The sequence below is a fragment of the Paenibacillus agilis genome, assembly GCF_007786455.1.
GTDB lineage: Bacteria > Bacillota > Bacilli > Paenibacillales > Paenibacillaceae > Paenibacillus_B > Paenibacillus_B agilis.
In genome coordinates, this window is record NZ_VNJK01000001.1 from 2,593,214 (window position 1) to 2,607,954 (window position 14,741).

At 41.9% G+C, this 14,741-nt stretch carries 10 protein-coding genes; 3 read left to right on the forward strand and 7 right to left on the reverse strand.

Annotated elements, in window-relative coordinates; all coding sequences use genetic code 11:
* Window positions 1-583: 583 nt before the first annotated feature.
* The 3 genes from FPZ44_RS11550 to FPZ44_RS11560 are packed head-to-tail and all read right to left on the reverse strand — an operon-like array spanning window position 584 to window position 5,272.
* Entirely contained in the window at window positions 584-3,187 is a 2,604-nt protein-coding gene (locus FPZ44_RS11550; RefSeq protein WP_144990313.1) for a metallophosphoesterase, read from the reverse strand.
* A 1-nt stretch (window position 3,188) separates the two neighbouring features.
* Complete coding sequence (locus FPZ44_RS11555; protein ID WP_144990315.1) at window positions 3,189-4,454, reverse strand: methyltransferase domain-containing protein; 1,266 nt, start codon at window positions 4,452-4,454, stop codon at window positions 3,189-3,191.
* A gap of 32 nt (window positions 4,455-4,486) precedes the next feature.
* Window positions 4,487-5,272: a nucleotidyltransferase domain-containing protein gene (locus FPZ44_RS11560; protein WP_144990316.1), complete on the reverse strand. Its 786-nt coding sequence runs from the start codon at window positions 5,270-5,272 to the stop codon at window positions 4,487-4,489.
* 176 nt (window positions 5,273-5,448) lie between these two features.
* On the opposite strand from FPZ44_RS11560, the gene FPZ44_RS11565 reads away from it, so the two are divergent.
* Window positions 5,449-6,762: a helix-turn-helix transcriptional regulator gene (locus tag FPZ44_RS11565; RefSeq protein ID WP_144990318.1), complete on the forward strand. Its 1,314-nt coding sequence runs from the start codon at window positions 5,449-5,451 to the stop codon at window positions 6,760-6,762.
* Window positions 6,749-7,576: a WYL domain-containing protein gene (locus tag FPZ44_RS11570; protein ID WP_144991799.1), complete on the forward strand. Its 828-nt coding sequence runs from the start codon at window positions 6,749-6,751 to the stop codon at window positions 7,574-7,576. The genes FPZ44_RS11565 and FPZ44_RS11570 overlap by 14 nt, the downstream gene beginning before the upstream one ends.
* 212 nt (window positions 7,577-7,788) lie before the next feature.
* On the opposite strand, the gene FPZ44_RS11575 is transcribed toward FPZ44_RS11570, so the two are convergent.
* Window positions 7,789-8,733: a DMT family transporter gene (locus tag FPZ44_RS11575; protein WP_144990320.1), complete on the reverse strand. Its 945-nt coding sequence runs from the start codon at window positions 8,731-8,733 to the stop codon at window positions 7,789-7,791.
* Between the two features lie 281 nt (window positions 8,734-9,014).
* Between FPZ44_RS11575 and FPZ44_RS11580 the strand changes: the two genes are divergently transcribed.
* Window positions 9,015-10,355 carry an aminotransferase-like domain-containing protein gene (locus tag FPZ44_RS11580; RefSeq protein ID WP_144990322.1) on the forward strand — a complete coding sequence of 447 codons (1,341 nt, stop codon included), beginning with the start codon at window positions 9,015-9,017 and terminating at the stop codon, window positions 10,353-10,355.
* Window positions 10,356-10,532: 177 nt separating this feature from the next.
* On the opposite strand, the gene FPZ44_RS11585 is transcribed toward FPZ44_RS11580, so the two are convergent.
* The 3 genes from FPZ44_RS11585 to FPZ44_RS11595 are packed head-to-tail and all read right to left on the reverse strand — an operon-like array spanning window position 10,533 to window position 14,737.
* Entirely contained in the window at window positions 10,533-11,387 is an 855-nt protein-coding gene (locus tag FPZ44_RS11585; protein ID WP_144990324.1) for a diguanylate cyclase, read from the reverse strand.
* A complete protein-coding gene (locus FPZ44_RS11590) occupies window positions 11,377-13,467 on the reverse strand; it encodes a cellulose biosynthesis cyclic di-GMP-binding regulatory protein BcsB (protein WP_186786013.1) in 2,091 nt (696 codons plus the stop codon). Before FPZ44_RS11590 ends, FPZ44_RS11585 begins: the two co-directional genes overlap by 11 nt.
* A 19-nt stretch (window positions 13,468-13,486) precedes the next feature.
* Window positions 13,487-14,737, reverse strand: coding sequence for a glycosyltransferase family 2 protein (locus FPZ44_RS11595; RefSeq protein WP_144990328.1), 1,251 nt, complete (start codon window positions 14,735-14,737; stop codon window positions 13,487-13,489).
* Window positions 14,738-14,741: the final 4 nt, after the last annotated feature.

The following is a 14,741-nucleotide window of genomic DNA, read 5'->3' on the forward strand; positions in this document are numbered from 1 at the left end:
TAAAATCATTTGTGCTATTAAAGATTCAGAATAGAAAGAAGCCAGCTCATGGTCTACCATGTTCCAAGTGAAGCTTCACTCTTTAATATCTGAAGAAATTGAATCGATAATCGAGTTAATCAGCCATCATGATAAAGAACGCACATGCACCGAATACACCTTACTTTAATATTGGGCACAGACCGCGTGCGAACAATGGAACGGCTTTCGTGATGGTGCAAATCGTACCACTTTGAGTGGACTTTCGCCAACCAACTATTCAACGTTTCCAAAGAAAGCTAAAGAGGTTACCTTTCAACTCTTTAAAAGATCACTCGAAATTGTCCTTCAAAAATGCAATCGACAACTTGCAGATTTGGCGTTTATTCTCATCCAAGATCGAGCCTATGAAAAGATTCAACAGATCGATCGTTCTGTTTCACAAGGCAGTCTTTTGTCATTCTATTAAAAAACATATTCATTTGAAGAAACCACGATCTTTGCGGAGACAAAAGGTAGAGAAGTCCAAACCGTATCCTCATCATACACAAATTCTGAATCGGACTCTAGCGCGTCGATTACACCCTTACCGATAGCCACCAGGTTACAACCTCGGATCAATTTCTTTCTCTTTGGCTGTTTCAAATAGTAAGTTAGCTGCTACTTCTTGATATTCCTCATGCTGAGGTGAGATCTCATCGAACTTGACAGCTAGCATTTGCTGCCCCAATCGATATTCATTCAACGATGTACGGAGCTTCTGTGTAATGTTCTTCTGCTTGATTAACTTGTCGTACTTATGCGGGAAACGGTAATCGTAACCGTAAATAATGGATAAATAATCCGCATTCCTAACCTTCATGTAAGGTACAGCATTGTTCACGACAGTCTCTGGTTTAATGACGACACCTTCCATATGATTCTCTACCGTGAGCATCGAGAAAAACTGCACTGCCTGTTCATAGCAATCTTGCTGTGCCAAATCCAACACGAGAAACTCATCATTCGATAAGAAGCGATACATATCAGACGTGCTATCTGTTGGAATTTTCTCCTCACCCGATTCATATACCACTTTGAGCACTGCAAATGGCTTGTATTCCAACTTGCTGTCCTCTGCATACAAATCCAATTGCTTCTTATAAGTTTCATAAGCTTGCTTGTGGTCATTCAAAGGTACGTACGACTTCAGCACCTGTTGAACATGCTTATACGTTTGATAAACGTGACTTCCATACTTCTCACTTAATGCTGCTTTCGCCATATGATGCTGATCTTTCTCGTATCCGCTTTCCTGATACGATCCTACGAGGGTGGTCAAAGCATCTTCGAAGCCACTAGCCTCTAAAAATGAAAGCTCACTCTCCAAGGCAGACGCAATCGGCTTGAACTGACGCTGAATCAGCCCTTCCCCCATCGCCTTCCAAGGCAGTAGTTCCCCATCTAGAACAAGCATCGATACTTGCTGCTCATCCATATATGCATTGAATTTCTCCAACAATTGCTTATAAATATCCGTCAAATCTACTTGATTCACTCGGTATCCATTTCGACTAACAGCGAAGCACTGTTCGATATCCCGATACAGATATACATTACATCTTGATCCCATATATTTGGGCTGCAGTACGACCTTATCAACTTGACGCTCTGCAAAATACGCCAACCCCCGCTTCAACGACTCCAGCTCATGCACCTCTAAATCTTTATCCGCTGGTGACATTGTTCCAGAAATAAAGTTCACTTTATTCTGTGAACAGTGATGCAGCCTGCGGACCTCTTCATATTCTAATTCCTGAACAGACACTTTGCGCTTCACTTCAAACAATGTTGGCAGCTCTTCCTGAATAACAGCTTGCTTGGCTGGATGTGATTTGAAGAACGGCTTGAATGAAATAGTGACTGCTGTTAGTCTGTTTCCATGCACACTGCCGGTATCCAGATGAATCTTATTCTTAATACGGAACGCTGTCTTAGCCGCAATATGGCCAAAAATATGATAAGGTTGATTGTTTACCGCTTCTTCAGACAAGAAACTCAACTGTTCCTCAAATGAATCATCTCGATCAATGCGGAAGTTACGTTGATGTCGAACGGAATTCGTATCCAACTTCCCAATATACTTGTTCCTACAAGGAGCATGCGTAACATAATAGGACGGAGAATCCGAACTTCGATACTGGTAAAATGGCTTAGACATACTCACCAAATGCCGGAATTTCTCCATCAACTCTTGATCGTTCATCAATACTTGAATCGAGTCAAAGTATGTGCGAATCAACTCAGGGTCAGCACCTTTAATTTCGCCCTTCATATATTTATAGACAAAATTCTCATGGTTCCCTAACACAAATCGAAAATGCTCCTGATTGTCATATAGGAATTCAATCGTTTCCTTCGTTGCTTTCCCTTTGTCAATCCAGTCCCCTAGCAGAACAATCTTCGTTTCTTTAACCCGCTCTGTGGCTATGAGTTTGCCAATATCATGCTTACCCGCTTCGATAGTGTAACCATAACTGCGAAGCAGACCTTGCAGATCGTTAACGCACTCATGCACATCTCCGACGATAATATAATTCTGATCCTTCGGCAGGAACGTCTCCAAATAATCACTGCGATCTTCAACAATGACGCGATAATCTGGATTTACTTGCACAGCCTGATATTCGAACGAGCAAAAGTCTTTCGCACGCACACGATGCACACTATCATAGCCTTCTCTAGCTAATGATCCCAGTACGTCCTTCTTTAAGCGATTCATATGATTCGAGATGAGCCTCTTAGATCGTTCTGAAGCATAGTAGTCATCTCGTTTACGATAATCGAACAAGATGACCTCTACCCGGTAGTTATTGTTGTGTGCGATCTCTTTTACTTTCGCGCGAAAATCTTCTGCAAGACCCGTCGTATCTAAAATAACAAACTCCGCATTAATAGGGAATGACGTGACGAGTTTCAATTTTTCAAAAAGCATCTGAAATGCTTGAGCACTAGCCTCCAACATAACTTGATCATATTTATCATAATCGTACCCTAAAATCTCTTGACGAATGGCATCAGAAGACAAATATTGAATATTCGTTCGTACAGGATCGGCTGCATCTCCCTTTAACTGTGGGATCAACACTTCTTTAGCAAATGTCGTCTTCCCACATTCAGTCGGGCCGATCATCATGAAAATGGTATGTATATTTGTACGAATCTCCATGTTAATCCCCCCTTTTCTTTACAATGACACCTTGTGTCGTCGCTATATCATTCACACGATCTCCGATCGCTGCAAATTCATATGGATATTCATAGGCTGATGCCACTTCCGCGAACCAAGCCTCGAAGTTATGCTTGCCCATTTCCCATCGATGATCATCATGACGGAATTCAGAAAGTTCATAGAACGAGTTGAAATCAGCATTTGGCGTAGTCACAATAAAATGATCAAAGTCAATTTGCGTGAAAATATACTGAATTAACTGCTTGGCTTCTTTCTCACTCATATGTTCAATGACTTCCGTTAAAATAACGTCGACTTGCTCCCCGTTATACGTCTCTACAAAGTGATCTATCGAGCTATACGTCGCGATGTTATCTATTTCTTTGGCATTTGCCTTTCGTTGCACAACTTGAAGCAAATCTTCATTAATATCAACCGCATAATAGTGAGCATCTACTTTCCCTGCATAAGGAATCGCATAGAATCCTTCGCCACAGCCAACATCCAAAATGGATTTGTTAAACGGTAAAATATTTCCGATGAAGTTTCTTCGTTGCATGGCTGTACCGCCTTGCTCGAACTGAATATGGTAGCGGCTTGTGGCTTCCAACTGCGCTTTGTACTTTCGATAACGATCCTTGGAAGATAGAAAAATGCGAACAAATAAACTGCGAATATAGTAAGGTGCATCAATAATGTTCATGCTCTTAATATATTTCTCAATGATGCTGTCAGAAATATCGATATTTTCGTTGCCGAACATCGCAAGAAATAAACAGAGCACACTAACGACATGCAGCAGTTCATATAAGCTTTTTTCCGATGTCACTTTCAATGCATAACTCTTATCTGCGCGCTGTTGCAGTTCAAAAGTATAGTCACTCAAATGCTTCTGGAAAAATTCAATGTACCGCAATCTATCAATATGAATCATATTGATAGAGAAAGAATGCACATAGCCCTCCACATCATGCTCACCCTTCTCCTTCAAGGGAGCTGAGAAAAATTCGTTTAACGCATTCAACGGAAACAAAGGCGTATTGTAACGAGATACATTTAAGTATTCAAACACTTCGTGCTTATGCTGCTTGTATGAGATTTCATTATCTGCGTCTTTAAAATAGACGTTGTATGTGCTTAAATCCTTATACCAGCCGTATGCGATTCCTTTGCGGACTTCTCTCAAAATCATTCCGTTATGCGGATTTTTCCGAATGAGGAACGTAAATCGAGGGTTGCTAGATGTAAGTTGTACGATAGCCATTTCAGAGTCCCCTCTCTATCTCATTTCTTTAATTAGAATTCTTGATTGGAAATTGTTGAACGAAATAGTTCATCTAGTTGCATATCATATTTGCCTGCGTCAGACACAGACTGTTGAGCAGCGACTTGTTCATAGTGGGCAATTGCCTCTTCCAAAAAATCATTGATGGCGGATATTCTTGGCTCGATGTTTAGTTCATCGCCTGCTATTTTCCGCATTAACAACTGTTGGATGTCTGAGTAAAGCTCGCTATCCGCTGGAACCAAGTACTCAATTAAGCTCGGAAATTCGATCGGCGGCATTGTTCTGTATCGTTCTATCCATTGGCAAGCCAATAACGGTCGCAGCACGTAGAAATATTTCTTGATCTTCACTTGTTCCCCTTGTAAGTATTCCCTATAATTCCCTTTGGCCATGTGCAAATAATGATACATGCAGGACTTAGGTGAGAACGTTAACGCAGAAAGTCCTCGAATTTGCTTGATTACTTTATGATTCTCTCGATACACGATGGGCGATTGAAGCCATTCCAGCAGCGGCGGATTGGACTTGCGAAACAAGGCTAATGCCTTTTTTAAGTCCCAACCGTTTATATCTAACATATTACTGATCGGTCTTTCGATCACGTCACGTTTCTCAAATAAGGACAAATAGTCCTTTTCTGGCCTAATATATATAAATCTGACATCATAATCGCTATCCTTCGATGGGAAGCCCCATGCACGGCTACCAGACTCACAAGCGTATAGAATCTCCACGCGTTCTTCGTTCTCAATTTCCTGCAATCCTGCTAAAATTTGATGTTGAACATCTGACATCTGTTCATTTCCCCTTTCATATTCACGGATGAATGTTCTGGATCTATCATTATCTATTTTCCAGTTCATGAACATGGCAAAAGTATTACGACCTATAAAAAATTCCGTATCTTCTCAAATGTTCAGCTGATACAATAAATGAAACAGCTATTTACTACAAAGGGGAATACAAGTGGGTGGCAAAGGAGAGTTTCGATAAAGAGATACAATTTCTACGCATGCTCATGCTCACGAGCGGTGCTTACAATAGACAACAGTTCGCAGAACGACTTGGCATCTCGGTACATACCTTTGACAAAACAACGCGCCGACTGAAAGACATTGCAGCAGCAACGTCTTCACAGTCCAATGCCGAGGCCTTAGATCTTCTTGACGCTGTACGTCATACCTATTACGAAACAACCGATCCGATATTGTTGTTCTTATTTCGAGCAAAGTCTTTGAAGGAATCGGAATCTACACGTATATCGATTATTTTAGAAGTGCTGCATGAACAGACCATGACAGCTGTTGAACTCATGGACGTATGTAGCAGCGTCATGCCTGCGGAGCTGTCTATGCCTGATGAGAAAACGATACGATCTGATCTTAAATATCTCGAAGCAGTAGGCGCTATTCGTAAAGAGAGCACAACTCGGCCTTACCGTTATCGATTACATAATGATCTTCTACGTGAACTATCTGAAGATGAACTCACTGATCTATTCGACTTCGTCAATGTGATGGCGAATACGCAAGTACCTTCTGTTCAAGGTTATTTGCTGCAAGATGGGCTTAAGAAGCAGTTGAAGCACATTCTTCCCGAAGATAATTCATTCGTTGATTCTTTTCTATACAAGTATCACTATCACTCGCGAATTCTGGATGAAGTTCATCTGTTCACCTTGCTTCGTGCGATCCGCGATCGTCGTAGAGTACAGTTCTTGTACTTCACGCCTAAGGCAGAGAAAAGCTATACGGCACAGCAGACGAATCCGCTCTTCGAGCGACAAGGTGCAGGAAAGCAGCTCAAAACATTCCCGCTGAAGATTGTGTACGATCATCAATACGGACGTTGGTACTTACTCGGTATGGATAGAGAAGGCATTCGTAAATTTCGTATGGAAGGCATGACCCATATCGAAGAGGCGGAAGCCGTGTCAGAAGAAGTATATGAGAGAAAGACAGTCGAACTCATGGAAAAACTCAAAACAAGTTGGTTGATTGATACCGGTAAACCTATAAAGGTTCGTGCCCGCTTCTACAATCCGAGTTCCGGTGAACAGCATAACTTCATCAAGCATCGGGTTCTGCTTCAAGGGCAATGGGGTGAAATCGTCGAAGAAGATGAGGAATCATTTATTTATGTAATATCAGTAAATGGAATTTATGAGATCAAACCATGGCTCAGAAGCTTCGGTTCCAGCTGTGAAGTACTCGAACCACGACAACTCCGACATGAAATGATCGAGGAATGGAAGGAGCTTCATGCGTATTATGAATCCATTTGAGAAAATTTTTAATTATCAGCTACTTACTCGGTTAGAAGACACGGGTACATTTGTCGTCACCGCTCATGAACGATCATGGTTGAAGACAATGCTAGAACATCCGGAAGCAAACGAGGCATTTACAGCAAACACACTACTCAAGTTGAAACAAATGCTGAGTACTGATATATTCATGGATACCTCTGAATACTTAATTGAGAAAGCAAGAAGTCAAGAGAAGCACGTCTATCACCCACTTCTTCGTCCATTGCGTCGGCTCATTTCAGATAGAAAGGGAATGAAGATAAGCTTTATCGTCAAGGATGGCCGAAAAAATGTAGAGCAAAGAGGATTCCCTTATAAACTGGAGTACTCTATGGTGAAGCGAGAATGGTACTTGTTATGGTTCCATATGCGACATCGTGCCTTTATGAGTACAAAAATAGACCAAATTACTTCTTTTTCCGAACAGCCAATATCACCTGAAACGGCTGAGCAAATACTAGAAAAGTTGTCCCTCATTCAACATGCGCGCAAAACTGAAGTATACATCGAAGTTGTACGTGACTACAATCAAGAGCTATCCCGAATCATGTACGCCTTTTCCTGCTTTGAGAAGGCCGTGGATTATGACGAGGAACAAGATAAGTACCATGTAAGAATCCGTCTGCTTAGAGATGAATATGAGTTTCTATTATCCAAGATTCGATTTCTCGGCAAACGTGTTCGTGTGATAAAGGGCGATTATTTGAAGAAACGAATGCTGGAAGCTTCAACAAAGACTTTGGCTCGATATGGTATTGAGGCGATGCAGCCAGAACCGATAGAGTCCTGATTAAATTGTGAGTAAATGTAGTATTCAGCTAATTTCAAGAAAATAGGAAGGCCGCTGGTTCAATTAATGCCAGCGGTCTTCTTATTAATCTACATCAATTACTTCCCATTTCCTTTGAGGAATAAGGATCAGCAAATTAGACTTAGATGTTGCGAGCATCTCCAAGCTTCTTGTAGCATGCAAATTCTTTTCCTGGGTCTACTGTAGCTGTTTTAAAGACTGCTGCCGGATAAAAGCTGCTGCTGCACGCCTTGCTTCCGGCCCAAATAATTCGCTCCTACTACGCCTGCAATAATAAGCACAGAGCCAATAAGATGGTACACTGTTATCTCCTCACCCAAGAACATCGCTCCTGCCACCATCGAAACGATCGTTGATAGATTCGAGAACACACTCATTTTTGAGGCTTCCATTTTCGATAAAATATAGTTCGCTGCCAACGCTGTTCCTAGTGAAGATACGATACCTAGAAATAGAATCGAGACGATAAATGTGCTGTTTGTGATTGGAGCCAGAAAACGATCTGTTGTTCCAGCACCAATATGCTGAATCATCGAAATGACTAGGAACGTAACAAACCCTACTCCCAGCATCAGATAAGTAAGTTCTGCAGGACTAAACTGCTTTGAGAGCGATCTCGCCATTACGCTGTAGCCAGCAAAAGCAACACATGTCATAAACAATAGAAGCAATCCAGTCACATTCGAGAAGTCGATGGTGCTGCCCATCATTACGAAAATAAATACAACGCCGAAAACAGACAAGAATATCGATAGTTTTTGCAGCAAAGACGTTTTTTCTTTCAAAAATATCGAAGCAAGTATTAACGTTACAACAGGCGTGCAAGCATATAGAATTCCACCTTCTGCCGAGCTAGCGTACTGAAGTCCAAATGCTTGCAAAGTGAAAAATCCTAACGGGTACATCAAGGAAAGCAGCAGCGCTTTATACAGCGCCTTCCCCCGATATTGAAGCTTAATCCAGCCGAATGCTACTGGTATTGACATCACAATAAACGAAGCGGCAAAGCGATAAGTCAGTGTGTCTAACGGTGCTGCGTAGTCCAATGTAACTTTAGCAAATAAAAACGAAAATCCAATAATAACGGCATTCAACACAGCCAAAATATAAGCAAGCTTGATTTCTGTTCTGTTCATACATTTTCTCCCTCTCTGTCTTCTATATAAGCAATAACGAGGACCGAGTCATAACGACACATCCGATTTCCGTTATGTTTCACGATACAATAAGTTTGACTGGCAACCGAGATACAAATTGCACAACTGTATCGATACAGTCATATCGGTTATGGCTGTCAGAAAGGAATGAACATGGTAACATACATACAAGGACGAAAGCGAACACCTTTCACTTTCCTCACATACGGATTTACATGAATGAATGCTAAAGGATAAAGGGCATACATAGAGGAGCATTTATGAAAAAACATCAAGCTATTACTGCGGATATCGAATCTAAAATTCGAGACGGACATTACAAATCAGGCCAGAAGCTGCCATCTGTTCGCCAAGCCATGCAAATATATCATTGCAGCCAAAGCACGATCACGCAGGCCTATACAGAGCTTGAACAACGCCACGTGATTTATACGATTCCCCAGAGCGGTTACTATGTAGTAGATCGATTCTGCTCCGATCAAACTAACAGAGGCGGTTTCAATGACGGGATTGACTTTTCATCTGCCTCGCCTGATCTACATTTATTCCCGTATCGAGACTTCCAGCATTGTATAAACAAAGCAATCGATACGCATAAATACAACTTATTTACTTATGGCCATCCACAAGGGCTTTGTTCCCTGAAACAAGCACTAATATCGCTCTTAGCAGATGATCAAGTATTTGCACGCACTGAACAAATTATAGTTACGTCTGGCATTCACCAAGCATTAGAAATTGCAGCAAGAATGCCATTTCCGAATCAAGGCTCCACCGTACTTGTCGAACAACCTAGCTACGATCTTTTTTTACGCTACTTAGAAAGAGAAGAAATACCTGTTCGCGGAGTTGCACGCACGGCACAAGGAATCGACTGGCAAGCACTAGAGGAAGCATTCAGCAGCGGCGAGATCAAGTTCTTCTACACGATGTCACGCTGCCAAAACCCGCTCGGCACCTCTTACAGCACCGAAGAAAGACGCAAGCTAGCCAAGCTTGCCAGCACCTACGATGTGTATATTGTCGAAGATGACTATATGGCAGATCTGGGGGTTAACCGACAATTTGATCCTATTTATTCGTACAATCAAAGTTCACACGTCATTTATTTGAAGAGCTTCTCTAAAATGATTTTCCCAGGATTAAGACTCGGCGTTGCTGTTCTTCCTGAGCATTTGGTAGAAACATTCCAATCGTACAAAAGTTACGGTGATACTTCCCTTTTATCTCAAGCGGCACTCGAAGTATATATCCGAAATGGCATGTATCAACGTCACAAGCAGCTTCTAAGCAAAGAATACAGCAGCCGTATGCAAGCACTTCATGCGACAGTTAAGCACTATAACGAGAAAGGACTTGTACAGCTTGCAGATACACATTCAAGCATGTATACGCAATTCAAATTACCGCTAACGATCAATATGGATCAACTCATAAAGCGACTCGCCTCAAAGCATATTACAGTTGCACCTGGGAACCCCTTCTACTTGTCTAGCTGGCTGAAACGGGAAAAGTTTCTACGAATGAGCGTATCAAGAACACCTCTTGAACATATTGATCAAGGTATAAAGGGCATTATGGAAGAAATACAACGAGGGTAACTATGAACGACATCCCCCACTCAAAAAAACGCAGTAACAGCAAAAATAAGCATAGTAACGGAATAGATGCATACATCTACCGCAAAAATCCCCTTTAAGCATGCATGCTGCAACGACATCATCTCGATGCGTCAGCTGCAAGGCCTAAAGGGGATTCATTATGTTCTTTATCAGAAACTACACATCATACTCCAACTGTTTTCTTGCCTGCCCAATAAAGTCGAGCGGTGTCGTTACCGTCTCCGCATCGTACTCAATCGCGCCAATAATCAAATCCAAATCAATTTTATATTTGCCTGTAGACTCAACCGCATTAAATGAAGCGACTTTATCCTTAATTCGATTGATAACGATATTAGCCCCTTCACGATCAGTGAACAGCAGCAGCCCCCATGTCGGATCATCGGAATTCAGCATATACAAGGAGTCATTCATACGTATGCTCGTCTCACTCAATTTGGACAAATCGTAAATCAGGTCGGTCATTTGCTCTCTGGTGACCATCTGCTTCAATTCATCCCAATATCTTACCTTTACAACGAGCAGCGTAAGCTCTATTTGATATCGCTTGGATAACGCCATAAATATCGTTGCGTCCTTTTGGAAAGATCGACTATTTTTCAGATCTGTATTTTCATCCATTGTCGCTAACGATTGATTTTTCTTAAGCAGCTGAGCATTCTCTGCCTGCATCTTCTGGTTGCTAAACGTGATCATCCACGCAACAAGCGTAAATACAGGTGTCATGATCAGCCAGAAATAATGATGCCCTTCCAGGACACTGCCCTGTACGATCGTTTGATACAGCGTGAATGTACCGTAACCGAAAATAAACAGAACATTTAGGATAAGCCCGATGGTCAGCGACGTAAAGTACGTAATAATCGCAGCGAGCAAAGCCACATTTAACAAAATAATATTCAAAATATAGCGGTTCGGATCTCCCGCAATGAATACGATACTGACAAACGTGATGACGATCCACAGCAAGAAAGCTCCATCGGACAGCAGACTACCTTGATTACGTTTCATCGTTCTGCCTCCGTTTCTTTCTATATTTGCGAATCAGGAATATAAGCGATACGAGAATGAGCACGATGATGAGCATAACGGCAACCATAAAGCCAAGCACATCGCTGCGCTCCATAATATTGCTCACAAGTGATTGTTCATTTTGCTCGGCCTGCTGCTTAAAGCGATGGGCAAATACTTGTCCATCTTTATCTGCAGCTACACTGTCGCCAAATACTTTCCACTTCTGTTCTTCGCTGCCGAGCAGCTTGGAAGCCAAATAATAATATTCGGAGCTTGCTCCAGTAACCGCTAATAACCCATGGCCGTCTTTATACGGAGATTCAATGAGCTGCAGCGTTCCCAAGCGTTTGCCGTAATCTTGATCGATGCTCATCTTTTCATTGGAGATGAATCCAGCACCATCCGCAGCGTACTGGAAATAAAGCTTAGCATTCTGATCACGGATTACTTTATTATTTGCATAGCTGCCGATAGCAATGACATTATAATTCGTCAGCTCACTTCCAGCCACTGTATCCTCATAGAAGTGAATATTACCTGTATTGCCTTCTGCATACTGCCCTAGAAGATTAAATAGATTAGAAAGCGCCAAATACGTATAGTTATCTCGTTCCTTCGGCATAACAACAGCAACTTGATTGAAGCTGCCATCGCGTAAAAACGGACTCGGGTAATTGTTGAATAACAATTCTGTCTTGTCCTTCGTATTCAATTGCAGCATAGAATCCTTAGTAATGTAAGCCCATGGCATCTCATCCTGTGGTCGAATACATGTGCCATGCTTCATTTCCAAATCAAATGCCACTGTAACCATAAAGTTACCTGAGATATCGAGATTTTTAGGTATTGTCAATGTAAGCGTGTCACTATTCGCCAACTCAGAAGTCAGCTTCTTGCTGCCTATTGGCTTATCATTCACATAAACCGTTACCATAGAGCGATCGAAGTCTAGATTTTTGGCGTAGCGCATATCAAGACTAATTTTGCTTGCATCCGCAATAGAGCGGTTAGCCGGCAATGCAATAAAGTAACTTTTCTCTTGACGCATAGGCCCTTTTACTTCATCGCCAGTCTCAGTCAATGTTACTTGTTTGCTCACATTAACGGCCGCAGTATTAACATCCGTGCTCTCAGTTACTATTTTTGAAGACCCATTCATTTGCATAATGAGCTCTTGATTTGCGATTAAACGGCCTGCTTTAACAAGCATATTCGCATCTTGAGAAGTAACAACAAGCGTTGGTTTTCCAGACCAGCTCACAACTTGAATAAGCGCTTGCTTGCTCAGATCCTGCTGTTCCAAGGATGTTTTGAGCACAGCTGGCAATTGATCATAAAGAGCTACAGCTACGATCCATTTTTTATGATCCATTGATGCTGCATCAAATTTTTGTATCGGAATTGTATCGCTCTTCAGTCGATTGGATTTTGCGAAACCAGACAATGCATGCACAGCTGCTTCCAGTTCTGAAGAACTGCTTTGCTCAGGTACCACAATCACATTGGAATCGGCACGAATGGTGTCCATTCCCGTGAATCGCGCATTAAAGTCTCGTATGCTGCCGCTAAATGCTTCTGTATCGTACTTTACGGCAACCGTAGATGTCTTATAAATTTCCAACCAATTATCGTGTCGATCTGGCGGAACACATATTTGATCATTAATAGTCGTCTGAATACTACCTGTCACTGATAGCGTATTGTTGCCCTTCACAAGCAATTCTGCAGGAACGACAACCGCCAACTGCTGTTTCACTTGATCAGCAACTTTAGGACGGAATGAATAGAACTTGGTTCCATTCATCGATAACGTAACACTGGATCGATCGTTGATCGCTAACTGTGATGCTTTGTAATCCAATGTAATGGTTGCATTTTTTGCTTTCCAAAAAGGCTCTGTTTGAAATTGAAAATGTTTGGACGTCATCGCACCCGACAACGACGTGTTCGTATTCGTCATCGGTGTCTCGTACACCTTTACATTGCTAACTTCAGCAGCAGTAACTGCCATCGGCTGAACAAGCTGTACAAGCAGCATACATATACAAGTGATGCCGATAAGTAGGCTTCTTCTCATCACACGCTTCTCTCCTATCTTAAAAACGTTCCGTTTTGTACCATTTCACTTCGCGCTTGAAAATTTGGTCCTTTACATACGCATATAATCCATACGCTGCCACGACCATCCACATCTGGCAATAGGACACATACATAAGCAGTATGATCCATAAGTTGGAGAGGCGCATCTCACCTTTTTCCGTGATGATCGTAATAAATGTCCCCGTAACGAATAGCGTTATCGCAAGCAACCATAAGAACAAGCTAAGTCCAGCAATCGTTGTATGAACATAACCCAAAGCATGTAAGATGAGTAAAATATCAGACATCACTAATGACGTTAACAGCAAGAAGTAGATCGATAAGAAATATAAAATATCAAAACGAATCCTTTTGGCTGAACGGTTAAAGAGCAGCGGTATGTTTTTCACGATCACATAAATATTTCCCTTTGCCCAGCGAGTGCGCTGCTTGAACCACACTTTGAGCGTTTGCGGCTCCTGTTCCCAAGTAACGGCCTTAGGTTGAAATTTAATCCGGTAGCCCATCATGTAAATACGGAAGCTGATCTCCGTATCCTCTGCGATTGCTTTGACATCCCAACCGCCAATCTCTTCAATGATGTGACGACGCATAATAAAGTTGGTGCCAGGAATGGTGCATAGTTTGAACAATTTCCATCGCCCTGCCTGCGCCATCCATTGAAACGATAACGTTTCAATGTTAATAAATCGTGTTAGCAAACTCGCGTCGCGATTTCGTGTACGGAACTTACCAATAACAGCGCCGAGCGAATCATCATTCATAATTTCGCCCACCAAATAACGAAGTGCTGTTTTCTCAGGTGTATTATCTGCATCATAAATAGCAATCAGCTCGCCTTTGCTGCGCTGAAATCCAATGTTCAAAGCATTGGATTTTCCTTTGCCCCCGGTAATCTTATCTGTATTAATAACGATTAGATTGCGACCAGGGTAGCGATCTTGCAGGTCTGCTAAGAGGACGCTGCTGTTGTCTGATGAATTATCGTTAATGACGATAATCTCATATTTATGATGCGGATAGTCCAGGGCTAATAGTGACTCGACGGTCTTTATAATTACCATTCCCTCATTATGCGCCGGAACCATAATGGTAACGAAGGGTGCTTCTCCTTTAATTGGAGGCACCTCTTCGCCTTCAATATCGATGTAATACAAGTAGCCTGCAATAATCAGCACCACATTGACTAGCAAGAGGGACCAAATACAAACCACGGCAATCATCATTAGTATATCTGCAATCGTCATAGCG